Raw genomic sequence first — 23,801 nt, 5'->3', positions numbered from 1 at the left:
ATGCAGCAATGGAATAAAGCCGCCCTTAGCAGGCTGGCCAATAAATATATACAGGGTACCGCCACCGAAGCAGAGATTAAAGAGCTGCAACAATGGTATCATGCTTTTGACGAAAACGACCTTACCGTAATTGTGCCTGCCGAATCGGAGGAGGAAGAAGCTATTACCGAAGCCCGGATGCGCCAAAGGTTACAGGACATCATACATACACCTGCCATCCCTGCCACCCGCCGTTATAAATGGATCAGTTATGCAGCTGCTGCTGCGCTACTCACCGCTATTGGCTGCATTGTATTTTATATCAATAAACACGTTGCCCCACCCAGCTTACAGAAAAAAGAGCTGGCCGGTAAGCCCACATCAACTGTTCAACCAGGTGGGAATAAAGCAACGCTTACACTGGCAGATGGTAGAATAATAGTACTGGACAACAAACAAAAGGATACTATCGGTAATCAGAATGGCTCGCTTATTATTAAACTCAATAACGGCCGGCTGGCTTATCAACCACACGATATACCTGCAGGCATACCTCTACTGCCTGCATACAATACTATTACTACACCTAAAGGAGGGCAGTACCAGGTAACCTTACCAGATGGTAGCATAGTATGGCTTAACGCCTCCTCCTCGCTCCGCTTCCCGGCTACTTTCAATGGAAAGGTTCGTGAAGTAAACTTAACAGGGGAAGCATGTTTTGAAATAGCCCCTAATGCCACTATGCCTTTTATAGTGAAAACACATAACCTGCAGGTGAATGTTTTAGGCACTTTATTTAATGTAATGGCCTATGCAGATGAACCCGCCATCAAAACCACTTTAATCTCTGGTAAAGTGGGTATCAATACCGGCAATGGGGTAGCAGATAAAATACTCAAACCTGGTCAGCAGGCTTTGTTGCCGCCCGGCGTGGATATGAAAATTATCAGTGACGTTGATGTAGAAGAGGTGTTGGCCTGGAAGAACGGTCGGTTCCGATTTCAGGAAGCAGACGCCAAAGCAGTGCTTCGCCAGATTGGACGTTGGTACGATATAGAAGTAGCCTACGCCGGTGATGTACCCAACGAAAAATTCACAGGCGAAATACCACGTAACAGCAGCATAGAAGAAGTGATTACCATATTAAAACTCAGCAATATCCGCTGTTCGCTAAGTGACAGAACCTTAATTGTAAAACCCTGACCCTTTTCATTTAATAACCAAACTAACATACAAACTATGGTAACATAACAATTACTCCATAGGTAATGCACAAAAAAACCGGCAGCACTGCCATGCTACCGGCGAAATGGGCTTAACCTTTTTAAGCGCTTTGAAACTGCTTTATTAAACCCAACTTGTTAAAAGTATGAATTTTACCACTCTTTACAAAGCTGTGGCCAGGCCCCGGTGTGTGAAGTCCAAAACTATGCTGGTTATGCAATTAACAGCTGTATTGCTATTGACCTGTTGCCTGCAGGTGGCAGGCGCTGCCGTAGCACAGAAAGTAACACTATCTGAAAACAACGCATCACTCAAAAAGGTATTAAATGCCATTAAAAAGCAAACAGGTTATGCTTTCTTTTTAAATGAGCAAATTGTGGAAAAGGGGCAACCTGTTACCATCGACGTGCAAAACATGCCGTTGGAACAGGTGTTGAATCAGTGTTTTCAAAACCAGCCCCTCACTTATCATATTGTAAACAAAACCATCGTAGTCAGTGCCAAAACAGAACGGAATGCCACCTTTCTGTTACAAGCAGCCACTCCCCCCGTGGTTGTTTCCGGCAAAGTAACGGATGGTGTAAACAACGCTCCTGTTGAAAGTGCTACCATCACAGTAAAGGGCACTAAAAAACGTACGGTTACTAACAAAGAAGGGAATTTCACTATTGATGCCGAACCGGGCAGCATACTTGTAATAAGTTTTGTAGGTTTTGAAAACCGCGAAATAGCTATTACCGATGCCCGCTTCCTCTCCATTGCGCTTACCCCTAAAGCAAAAGAAGCGCCGCTGGACGATGTAGTGATCACAGGTTTTCAACGCATCAGGAAAGAAAGCTTTACAGGAACGGCTATTAGTGTATCAGGCGAGGATCTGAAAAAAATGAATCCGCAAAATATCCTGCAAAGCATACAGGTTTTTGATCCCTCTTTTAAAATAGTGCAGAACAATGTACTGGGCTCTAACCCCAATCGCTTACCTGTAATCAACGTAAGAGGTAACACCGCTATTCCTACTGGTAGCAATGAGGTGTTAAGCAGAAGCAATCTCACCGGCAACACTAACCTGCCCACTTTTATATTGGATGGTTACGAAGTAAGCCTGGAAAAAGTATACGATCTGGATATTAACCGGGTACAGTCCATCACTTTGTTAAAAGACGCGGCCGCTACAGCCATTTATGGCTCCCGTGCTGCTAATGGCGTACTGGTGATTACCACCATTCCACCCCAGGAAGGCAAACTGCAGTTATCCTATAACTACGAGTTAAACCCTACCACACCGGACCTGAGCGATTACCACGTACTGAATGCAGCAGACAAGCTGGAATACGAACGCCTGGCGGGCCTGTACGATGCCAATAAAAATCAGGCACTGACACAATCACAGCTAGACCGCCTGTACTACTCTAAAAAAGAAAACGTAGTAGGCGGCGTGAATACTTACTGGTTATCACAACCATTGCAAACAGGGTTTGGCCAGAAACATTCTGCCTATTTAGAAGGAGGTAATAAATCTATCCGCTACGGTCTTGAGTTACGCTACCATACTATGCCGGGCGTTATGAAAGGATCGGAAAGAAACCGGTATAGTGCCGGAATGAATCTTTCCTATAGCCCCGACAACCGTTTTATTTTTAAAAACACACTCACCGTAACACAGGTAGATACAAAAGAATCGCCCTATGGCAACTTTGCGGATTATGTAAAAACAAACCCTTACTACGCCAAAACCGATTCTGTCGGCAATACTGTACGTGAGCTGGAAACCTGGCAAAGACGTGAAGGCGCTAACATGGCTATTGAAAACTTCACCATGTTAAATCCCATGTACAATGCTACCCTGAAAAGCTTTATCAAATCGGCATACCTGGAATTGATCGACGCATTCTCCGCTGAGTGGAACATCAACAAATCATTAAGACTCCGTGGCCAGTTAAGTGTAAACAAAACCAAGTATACAGCCGACGATTTTGCATCTCCACTGGCCAATGAATTTTACTATTATAGCACCAATGATTACAAACTGAAAGGACGTTACATCTATAACACTTCGGATATGACAAGTGTAGATGGCAACCTGCTGGTGAGCTATAACAAACAAGCCGGCAATCATTTTATCAACTTTACTGCAGGCAGTAATTTCAGAACCTCCAATACAGACAATAAAGGTTTTACTGCTGTAGGCTTTACCAATGACCGTTTTTCTAACATAGGCTATGCAGGCAGCTACCCGGATGGCAGTACGCCCCAAAGCAGTCACCCGCAAACCCGCCTGGCCAGCGTGCTGGCATCGGTTAACTACACCTTTGCCAACAAATACCTGATGGACCTTAGCTACAGGCTGGATGGCTCATCCACCTTTGGTAAAGATCAACGAATGGCTCCTTTTGGCTCCATAGGCCTGGGCTGGAACCTCCACAAAGAAAAATTCTTCCACAACACATCTGTTAGCCAGTTAAAAATCAGGGCCAGCACCGGCATCACCGGTTCTGTTTCTTTCCCTCCTTTCATGGGCATTACCAGCTATAACTATTATACCAACCAATGGTATGCTACCGGCATTGGTGCATCCGTATCTTCATTAGGTAACGACGAGCTGAAATGGCAAAAAACGACCAACTACGATGCAGGTTTTGATCTTGGATTATTCAATGACAAAATCTTTATATCCCCCCGCTATTACTACAAATACACGAAAGGCTTATTATCTAATATTATACTGGCGCCTTCTACAGGCAGCACCGGCAAAATGGCCAACTTAGGAGATATGCAAAATACCGGATGGGAAGTGAACATTAAAGCCACCGTATTTAAGAACAACAAATGGAACGTAGGGATATTCACCAACCTCACCGGCAACAAAAACAAGATTGTAAAAATTTCCAACTCGCTGAAAAAGTACAACGACAAAGCGGATGCAGCACAAGAGTCTGACGACTACAAAGGTGTTCCCTTACTGCGTTATAATGAAGGGCAAAGCACCGATGCTATTTACGCAGTAAGATCGTTAGGCATAGACCCGGAGAATGGCAAAGAATTGTTTTTAAAGCGCAATGGCCAAACTACCTATGAATGGGATGTAAAAGACATTCTTCCTATTATAGATGCCACGCCTAAAGCTTATGGCTATTTTGGAGCCAGCGCTGCTTATAAAAACTTCCTGGTAACTGCCACTTTCTATACCCGTTTTGGCGGTTACGATTACAACCAGACACTTGTTGACCGCATTGAGAATGCCGATCCACGCTACAATGTAGACCAACGTGTATTTGATGAAAAATGGAAAAAACCAGGTGACCATACTTTCTATAAAAACATTTCCGATCTGGGGCAAACACAAACCAGCTCCCGCTTTATTCAAAAAGACAATGTAATAGAGTTAAGCAGCCTGTATGCTTCCTACGATTTCAACAAAGTGGTGATTTCCAGACTGGGTATGAAAACCCTTCGCCTGGCAGTTACTATGAATGATATCTGGCGTTGGGGCTCTGTAAAGCTGGAAAGAGGATTGGAATATCCATTTGCCAGAAACCTCACCTTTTCTCTTCAAACCAGGTTTTAACATTTAAAGAAGTAGTGTATGAAAAAATATTGGATAGCGCTGGTAGCTACCAGCATACTGTTAGGCTCGTGCAATAAATGGCTGGATATACAACCCGAAGCCCAGGTTTCGGAAGATCAGCTGTTTTCTACAGAAGAAGGCTTTGAAGAAAGCCTGAATGGCATTTACACCAGGTGTATACAAACAGATATTTACGGCGAAGAGCTAACATTTGGCTTACCCGAAGTACTGGCGCAAAACTATACGCTGTATAGTTTTAATGGCCTGGCTCCCGAGCTGGACTACTCGGAAGATGTGATTTACAACTTTACCAATTCCCGCTTTATTGCCCGGAAAGACAAAATATGGCAAGGGCTTTACAATGCTATTGGCAACTGTAACCTATTGCTGAAAAACCTGGAACTAAAGAAAACTCTTTTTACCCCCAGCCGGTATGCCTTATTAAAAGGCGAAGCCCTGGGTTTAAGAGGTTATCTACACTTTGATGCTTTGCGTTTATTTGCACCCTCCTATACCAGTAACCCTGTTGCCAAGGCTATCCCTTATGTGGTAACTTTTACCGATGCCCCTACCCCACTTTCTACCGTTTCGGAAACGTTGGATAAAATAGTAACCGATTTAAAAGAAGCCAAGGCTTTACTGGCACCAGTAGATTCTATTGCTAAAGCTTCTTACGTGGTAGGTTACGAATCAGACCCTACAGTTACTGAAAACAGCGCCCCCTTCCTGTTTCTTCAAAACAGAAGAAACCGCATGAACTACTATGCCGTGTGTGGCAGCCTGGCAAGAGTATACCTGTATAAAGATGATAAAATCAATGCCGCACTGAATGCCCAGGAAATAATTGATGCTAAAAAATTCCCCTGGACAACCAAAGCAGACTTTATCAACTCTAATGCAGCTTTAAAAGACCGTATCAACTATAAAGAAGTAATGTTTGGCTGGCCTATTCCCAAACAGGAAGAAAACCTTGTTAAACGCTTCAAGGTTTTTACTTTCAGCAAAACAGACGGCGATATTTTATACGAATACCCGGGCATTGCCGCAGAAGATAACCGTTATAAAGAATGGCTGCTGCTCAATAGCACCAACAGTACTTACGAGCTGCAGAAATATGTGCGCAACCAGAACGCCAAAACAGATGATGCCACCACCAACCGGCACCCACTTACTGCACCGGCAATACGGTTAAGTGAAATGTATTATATCCTTGCTGAATGCACTTATGATACCGATCCCACTAAAGCCAATGCCTTGGTGGATTCTGTACGTTATCACAGAGGTATAGGCATCCCTTTCACTGCCAGCAGCAAAGCCGAGTTTTTAGATGGCCTGGTGCGCGAAGCCCGGAAAGAGTTGTATGCAGAGGGGCAGATCTTCTATATGTACAAACGCCTGAACAAATCTATCATAGGTCCTGCCGGGAGAATATACCCTGCCGGCTATAACATTTTTGTACTGCCCCTGCCTAACGATGAAATTGAATATGGTGGCAGATAACTATAAAAGCACAATCATGAAAAAAATATTCTTTGTACTACTTTTTATACAGCCTCTGTTTTTTTCCTGTAAAAAAGCAGATGAGCTGCTATATGACAGCGCAGACAATATCTGCTTCAACTTTCTGGAAAAGCAAAAAGACAGTATCATTTACACCTTCGCCTATACACCGGAGAAGGCGTTTGATACCATATTTCTGCCTGTTCGCATTTCCGGACTACAGCGCCCGTTTGACCGCAAATTTGTGTTAACAGTAATGCAGGACTCCTCTACTGCACAGGAGGGCCTGCACTACGAAGCATTGAAAGATTATTATATCATGCCGGCCGATACCGGCAAAACAAAGGTTCCGCTGATCATTTACAACAAAGACGCTGCCTTAATAGAAAACTCTGTAAGCATTCGCCTGCTATTGCAAAGCAGCGGTGACTTTGGAGCAAATATTCTAACAGCCATAAAAGGCAAGGTGGTATTCTCTGCCACCCTGGAACGTCCGGACTGGTGGGGCTCCTGGCCCTTAGGTACCTATTCCCGCACCAAGCACCAGTTGTTTATTATAGCTACCGGCGTAACTACACTTACTACCAGTGGCCTGGATGCGCCTAAAAACCTGTACCTGGTAAGTCTGCTTACCTCTTTATTAAATGATCCATTTACCTGGGTAAAACGCAACAGCGATAAAGGCTATGTTATTGAAGCCCTTGCAGGCAGCAACGACTACTACTTCTATAGCACCTCTAACCCTGCTAAAAAGTTCCTGTACCGGAAAGATGATGCAGGCGCAGGCTACCACTTTATTGATGAAAAAGGTTTACTGATAAACTAAGAAACCATGAAAAGAATTCACATACTCACCTTTTTGCTGCTGGCTGCTTTTATTACCAGCTCATGCTATAAAGACAAAGGAAACTATACCTACAGCAAACCCGAAGCTCCGGCTATTAACAACCTGGATACTTTGTATTATGCAGTGGTAGGCGACAGTTTAGTTATCGATCCTAAAGTAACTATAGGTAATGCTGCCCATCTTTCCCTGGAGTGGAAAATAGGCGGCCCAGATCTGGAAAGTGACCTTGTATATACAGGCGATCAACTGCGTATCATATTCAGCCTGGGGGCTACGCATTATGATGGACATCTTACCATTACCAACAACGATAATGGCATGAAGTACTTCAAAGACTTTTCTATACAGGGCAGAACCGATTTTAGCACCGGCACCACCGTATTAAGTAAGGAAAATGGTATTACCCAGCTTTCTTTTATTAAAAACGATGGCAGTATCAGGCCCAGAATTTATGAAGCATTAAACGGAGCAGCATTGCCCAATAACCCCACGCGCCTGCTGGGCTTAATAAAGGAGAACATTGTACCCCGTGCTGTTACCAGCTATTGGATCATTACCAATGATGGTGTAAATGGTGGTGTTCAAGTTGACGCCAACAACCTCAAGAAAATTAAAACACTGGCCAACAATTATTTCGATCCACCATCCAGCCTTACCGTAAACAACCTGGAAGACAATACTTCCGGCACATTACAAGGTGTGATTGATGGCAAATTTGTTTGGGGGTACGATCTCACCTGGAACCAGGCGCCTATCTATGGCATGTTTGGCGTACCGCTGGAAGGTGATTACCAGCTATCTCCGTGGTTCATTTATAATAATGCCGCTACACCATTTTATATAGGGTATGATGTTAATACCAAAAGCTTTTTACGAATTAACCTGTATGGCACACCTGTATTTTTTGGCACCAACTACGAGAGCATTGACACCGCAGGAGCCTTCGACCCTAAAAACGTAGGACTGGATCTGATTCATATGAAGCAGATCAACAACAATTACTGCTACGCTTTTGGTAAGGATGCATCCGGCACTTTATATGAACTGCGTTTTGTAGTCAATTTTAATGGTCCGTTCACTTTTACCACCAATTATAAAAGAGCCTTTAAACAACCTGAATTGATTACCGCCAACACCAAATGGCAAAGCACCGACGACCGCATCTTTTATTTCAGCAGCGGCACTAAAGTGTACCGCTACAATCCCGAAAGTCAGACTATACAACCCCTCGCTGCTGATTTTGGTAGCAAAGAGGTGTCTATGTTAAAGCTGTTAAACCAGAATACACTGGTGGCAGGTATTGATAACAAACTGCTGTACCTGGATATACAAACCGGCAGCAGCGGCAACATTATAAAAACCATAGAAGGCATTCCCGGCACTCCCATTGACATTTACCAGAGAGATTAAACCCACCTAATATAATAATATGAAAAAACAAGTATGGTATACAGCATTGGCCACCCTTTCCATTATCACCGCTACAGCCACCGGCTGTAACAAAAAAGAAGCGGTAGATAGTGGCAGTCAAAAGGCGCCAACAGCTGATTTTAACTTTACCATAGGCGCCAACACAGCCCTTCCCGTTTCGGTACAGTTTACCAACACCTCTAAAAATGCCACTTCGTACAGCTGGGACTTTGGCGACGGCACCACTGCCACCACGGCCGATGTACAACACACCTATAAAGCAGGCGGTAGTTTAAAAGTAAAGCTGATTGCTTACAACAACTTTGGCAAAGACAGCATGATGAAAGAACTGGGCATTGCCGGCGGTGAAGAATCGCCGGTAGCCTGGCAGGAACACTGGGGCGAACATGCACAGCTGGTAAAAAGGATGTATGTAAGCAACAACGTGGCGGTGTATTATGATGACGATGTGAACCGTGTAGTTACCTGGCCTTTTGATTTTTTTGACAATGTATGGTCCTATACCAAAAGAGTATATGGTGATTTTGGTAAAAACATCAGCAAGGACGATCGTTTATACGTGATCCTGCACACCGATAAATACTATGGCGGCCACCCCGCTGGTTATGTAGATGATAGCCACGATTACCGCAACGTCATTGACCTTGGAGCCAGTGGCGGTAAAAATGCCTGGGTGGATAAGGCAGGCTGGAACATTGGGGCATCTGTTCATGAAATAGGCCACATTGTAGAAGGTTGCAGCTACGGCGTAAAAGAGTCGCCCGCTTTTGATATATGGGGCGATAGCAAATGGGCGGAGATATTTGTATACGATGTGTTTAAAGGTGTAGGTCTTACTACAGAAGCAGCCAGCACGTATGATGAGTGCATGAACATTTCTGATACTTACCCTACTGCCGGATCACAATGGTTTCGCGATTGGTTTTATCCCATCTATAGCAAGTATGGTGAATCAAAAGCACTGGCAAAGTTCTTCCAGCTGTTATCTCAATACTTCCCTAAATCAAAATTCGACGCTGTTTACCTCTACGACAGGCGTATGAATATGGGCGAGTTTATTCACTTCTACAGCGGCGCAGCTGGCACCAACCTGCAACCACTGGCAGCCAAAGCCTTTGGCTGGAACAGTGACTGGACCACGCAATTAAATAATGCCCGATCCGCTTACGCTTCCATCACCTATTCCGGTAGCGGCGATGCATTGGTAATACCAGGTGCAGATGTCAATATCACTACCAGCAGCACCTTCACTGTCAGCCAGGAAAATGCGGGCGGCGCCACTGCTTCGGAAGGAAGTAACCAATTGCTGGATAACAACGCTGATACTAAATTTTCAGCCGGCTTTACCTCAGGCTTCACCTTTAACTTCCAATTAAAGAGTGCAGCAGCGGTTAACTCCTATACACTTACCTCTGGCGATGGCGATAGCAGCAACGATCCTAAAACATGGACTTTTGAAGCTTCTAACAATGGCAACAGCTGGACAAAGCTGGATGAACAAACCACACAATGGTTCCCCGGCCGCAAGCAGTTTCGCCGTTTCCGGTTCAGCAATACCAACACATACCAATATTACCGCCTGGTGGTGAACAGCACCCGTGGCAGCAGCAATATTCAATTATCAGAAACAGGCATCTGGAAAACCAATTAACAATTAAATGAAAAAACAGCTTTTAACACCCCTGGCGCTGCTTCCCTTATTGGTAGCAGCCCAGGCTCCCAATTTCACCGTAACGGGAAAAATAGGCCACTTAAATGCGCCTGCAAAGGTATATTTCGATTATATGGACGACGGTAAAAGCAAAAGTGATTCTGCCTTTGTAAAAGATGGCGCATTCCGCTTTACCGGGCATACCTCTCCCTACTCGTATGTACGTATGGGTCTGTCTCATGATGGCAGCGGCAAACAACGGGCGGTATATGGTGGTGATGTTATTTATTTCTACATGGGAAAAGAGAAGGTAAAAATTCAATCGGCCGACTCGCTGATACATGCTACTATCAGCGGCTCTAAGGTGAATGAAGAATACAATGCTTATAACCGGTTCATCGGCGGCACTATTATGGAGCTTACCAAAGCCGTAAACATTGCCTTTTCCAGCGGCACAGCAGCGCAGCAAAAAGATACCGCCTATTTCCAGACTATTGACAAGCAATATCGCCAGAACATAGCCAACCGTGCCACTAAGCAAATTGAATTTGCGCAGCAGTATCCCAATAGTTATTTCAGCGTTATTGCCCTTTCCGAAGCAGGCGGCATGAAAGGAGTAAGCAGTGTAGAAACATTATACAACAACCTGAGTGAAGAATTACGTAACACCGATCCAGGTAAGGAACTGGCGCAACGTATTAATGCAGCACACACCATTGTAGAAGGCGCCACTGCGCCTGCATTTACTCAAAACAATATCAACGGCCAACCGGTAACATTAAACAGCTATCGTGGCAAATATGTGTTACTGGAATTCTGGGCCAGCTGGTGCTCGCCCTGCCGCGCCGAAAATCCTAACCTGCGCAAACAATACGCACAGTATAAAGACAAAGGCTTTGAAGTGCTGGGCGTGTCGCTGGATGATGATAAGCAGAAATGGGCACAGGCCATTGAAGCTGATCAACTCCCCTGGACACATGTATCAGATTTGAAAGGATGGAATAATGAAGTAGGAAGACTATACGGAATAAGGGCTGTACCTGCCAGCTTTCTGCTAAACCCGGAAGGAAAAATTATCGGGATTAATCTGCGGGGCGAAACACTCAATAATAAACTGGCCACCATTTGGCCACAGGAATAAAAACGACAAACGTTGCCAACCTGTTAAACACCCATTTTTTATAACAGGAACAACCTCAGCAGTTGTTCCTGTTTTTTATTTATACAGGCAATGCCACATAAAAGGCACTCCCTTTGTTAATTACCGAATCTACCCATATCTCGCCTTCCTGCAACAGCACAAACTCTTTACAAAGATGTAAGCCAATACCGCTGCCTTTTTCATTACCGGTGCCATAGCTGGGTGATAATTGCAGTGTAAACAGGTTTTGAATCTGCTGATCGGTCATACCCACACCCGTATCCCTGATGGTAATAATACCTCTGCCGTCTTCCGTAACATGTTCAATATGAATTTCACCAGAAACGGGTGTAAACTTAATAGCGTTCTGTACCAGGTTACGCACAATCAGTTCCAGCATATCCATGTCGGCAGTAACTGCAAAGTCTTCATGCACCTTCACGTTCATCTTTACCTGCTTTTTAGCTGCAAACAGCTGCTGGGCTAACACAACTTTATCTACTACAGGTTTTACCTGCACCTTACCCAGATTTACCCGTACACCGCCTTTTAACTGCCCGCTCGACCATGCCTGCAGGTTGTTAAACATATCCAGCGTGTTTTTAGCCAATTCATACAGCTCACGTTGCAATTGCATCCGTTCTGTCTCTTCCAGCGGAAAATCGTTAATCAGCTCGTTTAAACTTACTGCTACTGCCAGGGGAGTACGCAAATCGTGCGAAACCACAGAAAACAATTTGGTTTTCTCCTGGTTCAGTTTTTCCAGCTGGGCATTCTTTACCAATATCTCCCGATGCTGTTGTTCAATTTTAGCGGCATACTCGTCTACTATATTCTTCTTACGCAGGTAGTTTTTACGCAGGTAATTGGTAATCCAGTAAATACCTACCAGAATTACCAGGTAGCTCACTACCAGGTCTATAAAGTAATCTTTACGTGTACCATAGGTGTCTGGTACCCATTCCGGCTTAAAGTACTCGATAAGCATTAACATGGGTATTACCAGAAAATGCGCAATAAACCATACAAAATGCCAACGATTAGCCGAAAAGGCAATCAGCAACTGGAAGGTGAGGAAAAACAAAAAGATGGTAGGCCCTTTACTGCCCGAGTTAAAGAAGAACAATGCAGCCATTGCTATATAGCTTACTATAGCGTAACATATAATGCTGACAGAATACTGTTTTCTAAACCGGGAAAAGTAATAAAACACCAGCTGCAAGGTGATTAGCAATATCAAAGAAACAGCAATATTGCCAAGCCCCATGGCCAGGTTAAATGGTAAAAACACCAGCAATATCATAAGGGTGATAATGCCAATGGTATTAAAAGCAATGTTTGCTTTTGAGAAAGAGGGTCTGGTTCCGATGAGCCAGTGCCACAGGTTGGTAAGTGTTGTAGTTATCTGCAAGGATCAGGTTGTATAGGGTGATGAACTATGAAGATCTAAAAATAAGCTAAATAATCAACAAACACCCTAGTTCAAGGGAACATCGGCGCACAATAAAAAAGGACAAAAGAGTACGCAAATACGCTTTTGTCCTTCGGTATAAAATGTTGTGAAAATTAGTATCTGCGTCCACCACCGCCGCCGCCGTAACGATCATTATCGCCACCACGGTCACGGTCTCCACCGCCACCATTGCCGCCACGGTATCCACCGCCGCCGCCTTCTCCACTTCCACCACGGTAACCACCGCCTTCACCACCACGGTCACGGTATCCACCGCCACCACCACCATCGCCACCGCGATATCCACCGCCGCCGCCATTGCCGCCACGGTAACCACCGCCGCCGCCATTACCACCACGGTATCCACCGCCGCCGCCGCTACCACCACGGTAACCGCCGCCGCCTTCTCCACGGTCACGGCCACCGCCGCCACCTTGTTGTGCTTCCGCTTCTTTAACAGACATTTTTTTGCCTTTTAATCCGGCGCCATCCAGGGTTTCAATGGCTTGACGGGCGTCGTTGCTATCTGGCATGTCAACAAAACCAAATCCTCTGCTCTTTCCCGTTTCTCTATCCAATACCACTTTGGCAGAGGTAACATCGCCGTATAATTCGAACATTTCTTTTAAATCCACATCATCAAAATCATAGGTAAGACCTGCTACAAAAAGCTTCATGCTAAAATATTTAATATAGTAAAATTACAAGAACTCCCGCCAATACCATCAATATTGCGGCAAATGTTTTTAAGAAAAAAAACGCCCTACGTTACTTATTGGCAGTAAATCGGTTAGGCGCTTTTTTCAGCCTCTTAATTGGCTATTGAAAACAATACTTTTTCCCTGTGGTGGCCTAGTTTCCATAAAAAACCACCTGCATGCCGGGTAATCCCTTTTAAATGGGTAGTAATGCTTTTATGCGAGATTTTGGCCTTTTTAGCCGCCTCCGATAAAGCACTGTACCAGGCTAAGGGATTGCCCTCCAAATCAAACTGGGTTACTTTACGTCCCTGTTTTTCTTTGTAAGAACGCTGCCTGCGTTTTTCATGTTCGTGCACCTCTTTCAGGTTAATTTTATTGCCATCTCCATAACGCCAGTAAAATCCGCCAGCCTTACTGGCGGGGCGTTTTACCGCTTTGGAAATGTTGCCGTAAGAAATACCCGTAGTACGGTAGGCATCCATAATACTGGGATAAGTTTTCATCCACAAACCCGAGCCGTCGTACTGCGAAATCATCAGAGATGTTTTTTCCCTGGAAGCATTTACAATTTCCAGCAGCTTGTACTTGTCGGTTTGCAGATGACTTAGCTGGCGTCCGGTATCGTAAGGACGTTGTGCCTTTTCACTCAGGCTTACCAGCAACAAATTTTCGGGCCTTAGATCAAGCCCGTTGCCGTTTTTAGTGGTTACATTAACGGTGGCGTCTTTCAGGTTAAACGTCTGTACAAAACAGTGGTAAACCAACCGGGCAACCTGGAAAGAGTACTTTACATTACGCAATTGCAATACCACCTGCAGGCGGTAAGTCCAGTCATGGCAGCGCATGTTGCGGTCTTTGTTTACCTGGGCTTTTCTTATTTTGGCAGGCAATGTATACATTCCCCCCTGAGCATCAACAACCTGGCGGGCAACGCGTTTAATGCGGCCACAATTGGATACCAGGAAATCGCCACTCAAGCCAGGAATTTCTTTCCAGACCTCACCCGGTCTGTCTTCAAGACAATCGTCTTTGTAAGCAGGAACAGCAGTCGTAGGTTTTTCATTAATCATAGCAAGGATATTCAATAATAAAATTTACGAAGAATATCCAATAACAAATAAAATTATTTATTTATTTTTCAAAAAACCCTCATTTGTCCCCGGTGTTCCCTGCATCCGCTTCCTTATCCGGCTTAACGAAGGCCCTTGAATCCCCAGAAAAGAAGCAATATGGTACAACGGAATTGTATTAAATATATCAGGATGATGTTCCATTAACTGTAAATAACGTTCTTCCGGACTCTTAAATAAATAATTTTCCGTATGATTCATTACTATATTAAAGGCCAATTCTGCAACAAGGCGTCCAAAATGCTCCCATTGGTGAGAATTTCGATATAATTCGTTCAGATGATTAATATGTATATAATAGTAGCATCTGTCATGCACTCTATATAATAATTACAGGGCGTTTGCGTTAAAAAGCTTTTATAAGCAGCAATAATTTGACGTGGTGTAAAAAAGAGTATATTTTTCTCTTCTCCATTCTCTTCATTTACGTGATAACTCCGGAATACACCGTCTATAATAAATCCTAAATGCTTGCACACATTCTTATATTCATTATAAAACTCTCCCTTTTGTACTGCTTTACCTGCCAGAAAGGAACACTGACTTCAAAAGCAGGTGCATCAATTCCTGCAAAGTCGTGTAAAGTCTGTTGTAAAAGTTCAAATTCAGTCATATTAACCAGCTTATAGTAAATAATAGTAGTTGTGTGCCAAATATAATCAATAGCAATCCTATTATATTTATGGCCTCTCAGCCTTTCTTCATACGCTATACCGGCATACTTCTACCGGAAAACAGGGACAAAACTATGAAGCATGGATGTATATGTAAATGGTTGCGGGTATTGCATACAACAACCCATAACCAAAATGCCAGGGTGAGGTTGCATTCTTGTAAAGGTTGGGCTATTAGTTGTATAATAGATACCAAAAATAGAGAATGCAGTCATTTCTCTTACCTTTATTGCCATAAAGCCTTTATAATGTCACATATAGATTTGATTATTGAAGAACGCCCTGCCGATATAGGCAACTTCCTCGTAGGCAGGCTTTTACCTTTCCGCGGTAAAAGAATGGTAGGCCCTTTTATTTTTATAGATCATATGGGACCGGTCAGGCTCGACGACCATCATAACATGGATATTGGACCTCATCCACATATCGGCCTTTCTACTCTCACCTACCTGTTCGAAGGCAACATTATGCATAAGGATACCTTAGGAACCGAAGTAGAAGTAAAAGCCGGCGAAGTAAACTGGATGACTGCCGGTAAAGGCATCGTTCACAGTGAAAGAACCCCTGATTATCTGCGACATTCAGATAAACCTTTACATGGGTTGCAGATATGGGTAGCAATGCCAAAAGAACTGGAGCAGATGCACCCTGAATTTTATCATGTAAGCAAAGAAGATATACCAACCTGGGAAAAGGATAGCGTATCTTATAAACTGATAGCAGGCAGCGCTTTAGGCCACAACTCCCCCGTTCCGGTATATAGTAAATTGTTTCTGTTGGAAATAAAAAGCACCACCCGCCAAACCATACAGGTTGGCCATGAATTATTTGGCGAAGCAGGCATGTACATTTTAGAAGGAAGTGTAGAAAGTGAGGGTAATGTGTACGAGCCTAAACGCATACTGGTAGCAAAAGACAGCAGCCTGTGCCAGTTTACCATGGAAGCCGGCACCACCATCTATCTTTTTGGCGGCGAACCATTCCCGGAAGAAAGGTATATCTACTGGAACTTTGTATCCAGCAGCCTTGACATTATTGAAAAAGCCAAGGAAGACTGGAAGACACAACGCTTCCCCACTATACCCGGCGAAACAGGATATATTCCCCTGCCCGAAGCAAATCCGTTAGTAAAGCAGAAAAAGTGATGACGATACAACAACTTAACAACTCCCATAGCCAGCAGATAGTAAATTTGATATTGCCCATTCAGCAAATTGAATTCAATGTGCCTATTACATTGGAAAAACAACAGGATCTTCTGGATATAGAAAAGCATTATATAGGCCCCGGAGGCAATTTCTGGGGTGTTATCCATGATAATGAAGTGGTAGGCACCATTGCACTCATTGCCACCGGGCACAACGCAGGCGCCATCAGAAAAATGTTTGTGAAAAAAGAATTCCGGGGAAAAGAGTTAGGTATAGCGCAGCAGCTATTAGATGAGTTGCTGCGTTATTGCCAGCAAAACAATATCACCGACCTGTACCTGGGCACCGTAGAAATACTAAAAGCCGCACACCGGTTTTACGAGCGCAACGGCTTTCAGAAAATTAGTAAAGAAGATTTACCGGATTATTTTCCATTCATGCAGCCTGATACCATTTTCTATCATCTGCATATGCAGGCATAATTCTTATTCAACTACGCCTGGGATATATAAGGTTCCGTTTTCTTCATCCATATATCCTTTTTTACCATCAGGCATTTCCACCAGGAAAGCACTCAGGCTGATAACGTTTTTAATTACCTGCTTTAAAACCGGCTTTTTCACTTCTATTAAGGTAGAAGTTCTTACAAGGCCGGTTTTGCCGTTTAAAGAAGTGTATACCCAGTAACGGCTGCGTTCACAATCAATGCTATCATAATTAAAAGCCAGCAGCACTTTACCTGTAGCATCAATAATACCGGCTTTACCCTCTTTCACCGCCATTAATTTAGCCGACCCTTTGTTGGTTTTCCTGTACTCAATAGGTTTCAATTGCGAATAGCCTGTCAGTTCCAGTGTTTCCGCCGCGCTTTTATCATTATAGTCCATATAACGGGTGGTCACTTTCCAACTGTCATCACTTACCTTCTCTACCGATAATCCGTTAGCTCTGTCTTCCGCTTTTAAAGAGGTATTCACCATAATAGAACCTCCCGGTTCGGGTGTTTCCATATGCTTTACCAGTGTTGTACGTGCTTGTGTCGCAGGCTTTTTAGGTTTGGCAGCAGCTATCCTCGCCTTTACTATTGAACTGTCTGCCAGCAACACAGCACCGGTTTCGTCCATTGTATAAATAATGCCGGATGCCGCAGTCGCTTTCACTTCTTTCTTACTGCTGAACACATCCCATTCCAGTTGCTCATATTCCACAGGTAACACAAGTTTGCCCGATGCCACTTCTAATACACCGTGTTTATTACCTGTTACCACATCCACCATACCCGTCCAGCCGCCGCCCATAAACTCAACATTGTCATATTCGGGCTGCACTGCCATAGCATCTGTGGCTACATTATATACGCCTACCTTATCACCTATCTTCACTGCATAAAAGGCCTGCTGACAACCGCAATAGGATAATATGCGGGTAAAAGCCTTGCTACCTGCCAGCTTACCGGTTTTAATGCTCAATAACACCTCTTCTCCGCCAGCAGTGGTGGCTTTTATTTCAGCCGCCCCTTTTATCATTTCCAATTGAGTATAGGTATCAGGGAAAATAACAGCGCCGGAAGTAGTTGACACATTTTTACTGTGTCCCAGCTTTAACACACCACCTCTTTCGCAGATAATGGTATCAAATTGAGGAGCAATCACTACTTCTTTTCGTTCATTAGCTACCCCCCAGGCAGTTTTGTCAAAATAAGGATAGAATCGGGTTTGGGCTTTGGCAGATACACCAATACATAATAAGGGCAGAAAAACACGTAGTTTCATATACAGTTGTTAGGTGTGGGTTGAATTTGCACGAAAATAGGAAGTTCAGACACACTTACACAAACATGTTGCAACACCTGTTATAACTTTTTTTAGTTTTACTATCAACAGAGTAGAACTACTCATATAAAACCGGATAAATTATACAAGATGACACAGATAAGCGCCACTATTGGCACCGAATTGTATAGAATGCAGATACAAACCGCCACTAACGCCCTGATAGCAGATGAACCTGAGGAACTGGGCGGGCAAGACCTGGGATTTTCTCCTGCCGACCTGCTGGCTGCTTCTTTGGGAGCCTGTACCTGCGCTACCCTGCGCATGTATGCCGATAAAAAAGGCTGGGATTTAACAGATGTGCAGGCTGATGTAACTTTTGAGCGCGATTTTGCCAATAACCAGTCACATTTCACCCGTACTATTACGCTTACGGGCAACCTGGACGAAGAACAGCGGCAACGGCTACTGACTATAGCCAATAACTGTTTTATCCATAAAACGCTCACCAATCCTATTGATATAGCCACCAGCTTAAGCCCTTTATAGGGCTTTTTTATGTCATTGACCAAATGTTCGCAAGGCTTGTATTATTATAAAACGAAAGGGAGTGAGGTACAAACCTCACTCCCTTTAACATCACAATCAACCAGACCTATTTTAACGGCTTCAAACCTTTTAAAGCATTTGCATCCGTAACTTCTATTACACTGATAGCATAACCACCACCTGGTGCGCACAACAGTGACAAGTCAGATTTGTTGGTTACTATTCCTTTGCGGATAGTATACGCCTGCGGATTTTTCTCGTAGTGCGCATCTTTTGCATCGCTGTAAACAGTAGCTATATACTTTTTACCTTCATCCAGGTATTTAAAATCAATTTTAGAAGTACGTCCGTTTTCATCACAAGTGCTGCCGATAAACCAGTTGTTGGTACCTTTTGCTTTACGGGCATAGGTAATGTAATCACCCGGTTCTGCTTCCAGTACTTTAGAATCGTCCCAATCTACCGCCACATCTTTAATAAACTGGAAAGCATCTAAAAACTTATTATAGTTCTCGGGCAAATCAGCCGCCATCTGGAAAGGGCTGTACATAGTTACATACAACGCCAGTTGACGGGTTAATGTACTGCGTACCCATGAATTATTATTAGGATTAATAGCATTGATCCTGGTTTGGAAAATACCAGGTGTATAATCCATGGGGCCGCCCATTAAACGCGTGAAAGGCAGGATGGTAGTATGATCGGGGTTGTTACCACCAAATGATTCATACTCTGTACCACGTGCACTTTCCTGTGCCAGAAGGTTAGGATAAGTACGTGATAAACCTGTCATGTGAACGCTTTCGTGTGCATCCACCATAATTTTATACTTGGCAGCTTTATCAATGGCATACAGGTAGTGGTTTACCAGCCATTGACCATAATGGTGTTCACCGCGAGGTATCATGTTGCCCACGTACCCGCTTTTTACAGCGTTATAACCATTGGCCACCATAAACTTGTAAGCAGTATCCATATGACGCTCGTAATTGCGGATAGAGCCGGAAGTTTCGTGGTGCATGATAATTTTTACACCCTTGCTGGCAGCATAACGGTGCAGCTCCTGCACATCAAAATCAGGATAAGGCGTTACAAAATCAAACACATAGTCTTTGGTTTTACCAAACCAGTCTTCCCAGCCTTCGTTCCAGCCTTCTACCAGCACACCGCCAAAACCATGTTTTGCCGCAAAATCAATATACTCTTTTACGTGTGCAGTGGTAGCACCATGCGTTCCATTCGGAGGCAATTTAGAATAGTCTGTAATACCTAATTGTACGTTTTCAATATTGGTATAACTCCAGGTGCTTTTACCGGTGATCATTTCCCACCATACACCAATGTATTTAATAGGCTTTACCCAGCTATCAGCATCTTTTACTGTAGCAGGATCATTCAGGTTCAGTATCAGCTTACTTTCCAGAATGTCTCCGGCTTTATCGCTCACCACCACTGTTCTCCAGGGAGATAAGCAAGGAGCCTGTAAATAGCCTTTGTCCCCTACAGCATCCGGAGTAAGCACTGATTCCAGCACCATGTTCTTATCATCCAGGTTCAGGTTTAAAGCAGCATAGTTTATCAGGGCTGCCTCATGAATATTGATATACAAACCATCTTTGCTTTTCATCATCAGCGGCGTTTGCACACCGGTAGGTGAAAAAGTAGTTTGAGAACAGTTGGGTGTAACCGCCTCTTTCATTTTACCTCTTACCTCAGATAAGTTAGAGGTTACATAGCTATATTCTTCGGTATCAAAATCGCCTGGAATCCAAAAGGTTTTATGATCACCTGCCAGGGCAAACTGTGTTTTTTCTTCTTTAATTACAAAGTAATCCAGCTTTTTCTGTTGCGGAAATTCGTAACGGAAACCCAAACCATCGTTAAACAAACGAAAACGGATTACAATAAAACGGTCAGTAGAAGTCTGGTGCAAACGAACAGCAAGCTCGTTGTAATTATTACGAATTTGCTTCACCTCACCCCAAACCGGGCTCCAGGTTTCATCAAACGTAGCCGTTTTAGCTTCTGCTACTTCAAAACTGTCCAGCAACGAGGTGCTGTTTTTCAACTCCAGACCTAAATGACTGGGCTTAATCACCTCTTTGCCTTTATAGGTTAAAGAATAGGCAGGCACTCCCTGCGATTGCAACGTAAACTTCAACACAAAGTTTTTGTCGGGCGACGTTACATCCTGTGCCTTCACCAACGTGCATAGAAAACAAATACAAACTAAAAGAATCGTTTTGCGCATTTTATAAGGTTTAAATATAGCAATGTGGGATAACGATATTATGGGGTAAGAATTATTCATTATGGCAACTCAATAGCAATGTGTAATAACTACACAAATATAGAGCGTGTGAAGAATATGAAACGCCTTTTTACAAAAAAAATAGACAACCCGCCATTATATACCGTTGTTTTAGAAACACTTACACATAAAAACCTGAAACAAAAAAGCATTTCCGGCACTATGGAAAACAAAAAAGGCCATCCATAAAAAATGGATGGCCCCGGAAATTGGATTTTAACCCGACTTACATACAGCACACTACTTAGCTGCGTTAGTCAGTATTTTATTGATCTGGGTAATCAGTTCTTTCTTATGTTCTGCCTGTATAGCACTGGCTGCCGGCATTGTTGTAAGTTCATTTTTTAGCTGTACCAGGTGCATTTTGGCGTAAATACGGGCATCGCTTCTTTCGGCATTGGTAAGCATTTTGCCTTCCTCAATGCTTTTAGGCTTCAGAATCATTGCCAGCCTTTCTATATATATCCGCTGAATATTCCGCTGATAAGCATCCAATTCAGCATTACCTGACAAAGGTTTCCAGGCCATCTTCTTTATTTCGTTCAGGTATTCTGTAACAGTGAATGCGTCTTTGTTAGCAAAGGAAGCTTGTAAAACATTATACAATAAACCCGGGTTTAGTAATGTATTCAGGAAATTATTCTGCAGGTTGCCAATTTCTTCCATGGCATTCAGTTTGATCTTATTGCTAATAGCAGCAGGATACAACCATAAAGGTGGCTGCATCACTTGACGCCCCATAAAATCGATAGCTGCTTTTATACGCTCCTTCGGTATGTATTCATACACATTGCCTGCCTCTTCCGTACTTTTCTGTGTCACATACATACCCCCTCCGAGATTTTTCATTACATGAGTAACGTATAGCAGGTACTGCGCGCTGGCACGTTTGTAAATCCTTTGCAGATTGTTATACATATCCCCCTCCTCAGCAGTCCATTCCGGAAGCAAAGGCATAATACGCTTTAAGTTTTCAATACCATAGTCACTGGCTTTGACCGCATTGTCACTCAAATCTTCTGTTTGTGAACGCGGATCTTCCCCCTTGCCTTCCCCCCCAAACCATAAACGCGGATTTGTTTTCAAACTGTCAATAATCCATTTGTTCAGTACCATTCTGTCGGCATACTCATCCGGGGTATTAAATATGTTTTTATAGCCCCATTGAATAGCCCACTTGTCGTACATGCCAATGCGTGGATAGATGCCTGCTTTGCCAATATTATCCTGTGGTTGCGCCACATAGTTAAAACGAGCATAGTCCATAATAGAAACGGTATGGCCATTGGCTTCTACCCACGCTTTATCACGTAGTTTTTCTACGGGTGTCTGGCTGCTGGCGCCCATGTTATGACGCAGGCCCAGTGAATGTCCTACTTCGTGCGAACTCACAAAACGAATCAAATCTCCCATCAGCTCATCATCAAACTCCATCTTGCGCGCCCTGGGGTCTATTGCCCCTGCCTGAATCATGTACCAGTCGTGTACCAGCTTCATCACATTATGATACCAGCCTACATGACTCTCTATTATTTCGCCGCTGCGCGGATCACTGATGCGGGGGCCATAAGCATTAGCCGTTTCAGAGGCGAAATAACGGATCACCGAAAAGCGGGCATCTTCCATACTCATGGTAGAATCCTGCTCCGGCCATTCTTTAGCCACAATCGCATTTTTAAAACCTGCCTGTTCAAATGCCTTTTGCCAGTCGTTTACACCAGCTATCAGGTAAGGACGCCATTTTTTAGGCGTTGCAGGGTCTATATAATAAACAATTTGCTTCTTCGGTTCTACCAGTTCGCCTCGTTTGTACTTTTCCAGGTCTTCTTCGCGCGGTTCCAGGCGATAACGCTGTATGGTAGAAAAGTCTTTCGTGCTTTGTGCATTGTCGTCAAACAATATATACTTGTTGGCAAAGTATCCTACCCTTTCATCAAACAAACGTTTACGCATAGGTTCTTTGGGCAACAGCACCATAGAGGTATTCAATTCAAAAGTAAGTGCACCGGCTGCGCTACCTGCAGGAGTGGCAGAAGAGGATGTAGTGTACGTTTTAGTAGTGCGCACCTCAATGTTAATAGGATAACTGCGGATAGAATGGATGAAAGTACGGTCATCTGCCAGTCCGCCCAGTTTGATTTCCGATTTTTCTTCTGCCTGAAAAGACACCACACTGTTGTCTTTTCTAAAAAAGTCGGTTATTTCTATTACAACATTGCCATTGGCTGGATTAATCGCTTTAATATCAAAAGCAGCCGCAATAGGTTTTACGTTTGCAGTTTGTACTGCTTTATATAAAGCCTCTGTGGAATCTTTAGTAGCTACGTAAAAAAGATCTACACGCAAGAACACCTTATTCTGGGCTCCCTTTTCAAAATACAGGGTTTGCTCATTCACTTTTTCACCACCATATAACTTCAAATGCTCCGGGGTTGCTACATAACGGGTAACAGTAAGTATATCCCTGTTGAACAGGGAATCGGGAATTTCAAAGAAATATTTGTTATCAACCAGGTGCACTGTAAACATGCCCGGACGACTTATTGCTCCTTTGGTAATTACCTTGTCATACGCCTGTATACCCGATGCAGCAGGCTTGCTCACCACTGCCGAATCTTTGGTTACTACTTTAGTTTTGTCCTGCGCGCCTGCCTGTATAGCTGCCGTTAATGCAGCCAGTGCCATTACTTTTTTCATGAAAGCGAATCCTGTTTAGGAAACACCA

At 43.6% G+C, this 23,801-nt stretch carries 16 protein-coding genes; 10 read left to right on the top strand and 6 right to left on the bottom strand.

The annotated features are described in order from the left end of the window. From FLA_RS05545 to FLA_RS05515, 7 genes are all read left to right on the top strand, one after another. On the top strand, positions 1–1,182 hold the full coding sequence (locus tag FLA_RS05545) for a FecR family protein (protein WP_076382605.1): 1,182 nt from the start codon (positions 1–3) through the stop codon (positions 1,180–1,182). A 235-nt stretch (positions 1,183–1,417) separates the two neighbouring features. Next, complete coding sequence (locus FLA_RS05540) at positions 1,418–4,768, top strand: SusC/RagA family TonB-linked outer membrane protein (protein ID WP_084206554.1); 3,351 nt, start codon at positions 1,418–1,420, stop codon at positions 4,766–4,768. 18 nt (positions 4,769–4,786) lie between these two features. Beyond that, positions 4,787–6,268, top strand: coding sequence for a RagB/SusD family nutrient uptake outer membrane protein (locus FLA_RS05535; protein WP_076382606.1), 1,482 nt, complete (start codon positions 4,787–4,789; stop codon positions 6,266–6,268). Between the two features lie 16 nt (positions 6,269–6,284). Beyond that, positions 6,285–7,094, top strand: a complete 810-nt coding sequence (locus FLA_RS05530; protein WP_159445198.1) for a DUF4843 domain-containing protein — start codon at positions 6,285–6,287, stop codon at positions 7,092–7,094. Positions 7,095–7,100: 6 nt separating this feature from the next. Then, the gene (locus FLA_RS05525) at positions 7,101–8,525 is read left to right on the top strand and encodes a PKD-like family lipoprotein (RefSeq protein WP_076382608.1); all 1,425 of its coding nucleotides are present in this window, start codon (positions 7,101–7,103) and stop codon (positions 8,523–8,525) included. Between the two features lie 19 nt (positions 8,526–8,544). Beyond that, the gene (locus tag FLA_RS05520; protein WP_076382609.1) at positions 8,545–10,197 is read left to right on the top strand and encodes a PKD domain-containing protein; all 1,653 of its coding nucleotides are present in this window, start codon (positions 8,545–8,547) and stop codon (positions 10,195–10,197) included. Between the two features lie 7 nt (positions 10,198–10,204). Then, positions 10,205–11,338, top strand: a complete 1,134-nt coding sequence (locus FLA_RS05515) for a TlpA disulfide reductase family protein (RefSeq protein ID WP_076382610.1) — start codon at positions 10,205–10,207, stop codon at positions 11,336–11,338. 79 nt (positions 11,339–11,417) lie between these two features. Here the strand turns inward: FLA_RS05515 and FLA_RS05510 are convergent, their stop codons facing one another. The 3 genes from FLA_RS05510 to FLA_RS05500 form a co-directional block, all read right to left on the bottom strand. Continuing rightward, the gene (locus FLA_RS05510; protein WP_076382611.1) at positions 11,418–12,749 is read right to left on the bottom strand and encodes a sensor histidine kinase; all 1,332 of its coding nucleotides are present in this window, start codon (positions 12,747–12,749) and stop codon (positions 11,418–11,420) included. Positions 12,750–12,904: 155 nt separating this feature from the next. Beyond that, the gene (locus tag FLA_RS31935) at positions 12,905–13,468 is read right to left on the bottom strand and encodes an RNA recognition motif domain-containing protein (RefSeq protein ID WP_076382612.1); all 564 of its coding nucleotides are present in this window, start codon (positions 13,466–13,468) and stop codon (positions 12,905–12,907) included. 134 nt (positions 13,469–13,602) lie between these two features. Further along, a complete protein-coding gene (locus tag FLA_RS05500; protein ID WP_076382613.1) occupies positions 13,603–14,562 on the bottom strand; it encodes an NUMOD1 domain-containing DNA-binding protein in 960 nt (319 codons plus the stop codon). Between the two features lie 982 nt (positions 14,563–15,544). Here FLA_RS05500 and FLA_RS05490 point away from each other — a divergent pair. Together FLA_RS05490 and FLA_RS05485 are read left to right on the top strand one after the other, a co-directional pair. Further along, positions 15,545–16,441 carry a pirin family protein gene (locus FLA_RS05490; RefSeq protein WP_076382614.1) on the top strand — a complete coding sequence of 299 codons (897 nt, stop codon included), beginning with the start codon at positions 15,545–15,547 and terminating at the stop codon, positions 16,439–16,441. Then, positions 16,441–16,926, top strand: coding sequence for a GNAT family N-acetyltransferase (locus tag FLA_RS05485; RefSeq protein WP_076382615.1), 486 nt, complete (start codon positions 16,441–16,443; stop codon positions 16,924–16,926). The genes FLA_RS05490 and FLA_RS05485 overlap by 1 nt, the downstream gene beginning before the upstream one ends. Before the next feature lie 3 nt (positions 16,927–16,929). Here the strand turns inward: FLA_RS05485 and FLA_RS05480 are convergent, their stop codons facing one another. Next, positions 16,930–18,216 carry a WG repeat-containing protein gene (locus FLA_RS05480; RefSeq protein WP_076382616.1) on the bottom strand — a complete coding sequence of 429 codons (1,287 nt, stop codon included), beginning with the start codon at positions 18,214–18,216 and terminating at the stop codon, positions 16,930–16,932. Between the two features lie 150 nt (positions 18,217–18,366). Here FLA_RS05480 and FLA_RS05475 point away from each other — a divergent pair, with 150 nt between their 5' ends. Further along, the gene (locus FLA_RS05475) at positions 18,367–18,765 is read left to right on the top strand and encodes an OsmC family protein (RefSeq protein ID WP_076382617.1); all 399 of its coding nucleotides are present in this window, start codon (positions 18,367–18,369) and stop codon (positions 18,763–18,765) included. A gap of 106 nt (positions 18,766–18,871) precedes the next feature. Here FLA_RS05475 and FLA_RS05470 read toward each other — a convergent pair whose 3' ends face one another. Together FLA_RS05470 and FLA_RS05465 are read right to left on the bottom strand one after the other, a co-directional pair. Further along, complete coding sequence (locus tag FLA_RS05470; protein ID WP_076382670.1) at positions 18,872–21,016, bottom strand: glycoside hydrolase family 97 protein; 2,145 nt, start codon at positions 21,014–21,016, stop codon at positions 18,872–18,874. 300 nt (positions 21,017–21,316) lie between these two features. Then, positions 21,317–23,773 (bottom strand): zinc-dependent metalloprotease, encoded by a 2,457-nt coding sequence (locus tag FLA_RS05465; protein WP_076382618.1) that lies wholly within the window; start codon positions 23,771–23,773, stop codon positions 21,317–21,319. Between the last annotated feature and the right edge of the window lie 28 nt (positions 23,774–23,801).

The sequence above is a fragment of the Filimonas lacunae genome, from assembly GCF_002355595.1.
Lineage (GTDB): Bacteria > Bacteroidota > Bacteroidia > Chitinophagales > Chitinophagaceae > Filimonas > Filimonas lacunae.
This window is presented reverse-complemented; position numbering and strand designations above follow the sequence as displayed.

Bases quoted from the DNA above. Each gene is read 5' to 3' on its own strand.
- FLA_RS05545 (WP_076382605.1), top strand. From the start codon at position 1: ATGCAGCAATGGAATAAAGCCGCCCTTAGCAGGCTGGCCAATAAATAT.
- FLA_RS05540 (WP_084206554.1), top strand. From the start codon at position 1,418: ATGCAATTAACAGCTGTATTGCTATTGACCTGTTGCCTGCAGGTGGCA.
- FLA_RS05535 (WP_076382606.1), top strand. From the start codon at position 4,787: ATGAAAAAATATTGGATAGCGCTGGTAGCTACCAGCATACTGTTAGGC.
- FLA_RS05530 (WP_159445198.1), top strand. From the start codon at position 6,285: ATGAAAAAAATATTCTTTGTACTACTTTTTATACAGCCTCTGTTTTTT.
- FLA_RS05525 (WP_076382608.1), top strand. From the start codon at position 7,101: ATGAAAAGAATTCACATACTCACCTTTTTGCTGCTGGCTGCTTTTATT.
- FLA_RS05520 (WP_076382609.1), top strand. From the start codon at position 8,545: ATGAAAAAACAAGTATGGTATACAGCATTGGCCACCCTTTCCATTATC.
- FLA_RS05515 (WP_076382610.1), top strand. From the start codon at position 10,205: ATGAAAAAACAGCTTTTAACACCCCTGGCGCTGCTTCCCTTATTGGTA.
- FLA_RS31935 (WP_076382612.1), bottom strand. From the start codon at position 13,468: ATGAAGCTTTTTGTAGCAGGTCTTACCTATGATTTTGATGATGTGGAT.
- FLA_RS05500 (WP_076382613.1), bottom strand. From the start codon at position 14,562: ATGATTAATGAAAAACCTACGACTGCTGTTCCTGCTTACAAAGACGAT.
- FLA_RS05490 (WP_076382614.1), top strand. From the start codon at position 15,545: ATGTCACATATAGATTTGATTATTGAAGAACGCCCTGCCGATATAGGC.
- FLA_RS05485 (WP_076382615.1), top strand. From the start codon at position 16,441: ATGACGATACAACAACTTAACAACTCCCATAGCCAGCAGATAGTAAAT.
- FLA_RS05480 (WP_076382616.1), bottom strand. From the start codon at position 18,216: ATGAAACTACGTGTTTTTCTGCCCTTATTATGTATTGGTGTATCTGCC.
- FLA_RS05475 (WP_076382617.1), top strand. From the start codon at position 18,367: ATGACACAGATAAGCGCCACTATTGGCACCGAATTGTATAGAATGCAG.
- FLA_RS05470 (WP_076382670.1), bottom strand. From the start codon at position 21,016: ATGCGCAAAACGATTCTTTTAGTTTGTATTTGTTTTCTATGCACGTTG.
- FLA_RS05465 (WP_076382618.1), bottom strand. From the start codon at position 23,773: ATGAAAAAAGTAATGGCACTGGCTGCATTAACGGCAGCTATACAGGCA.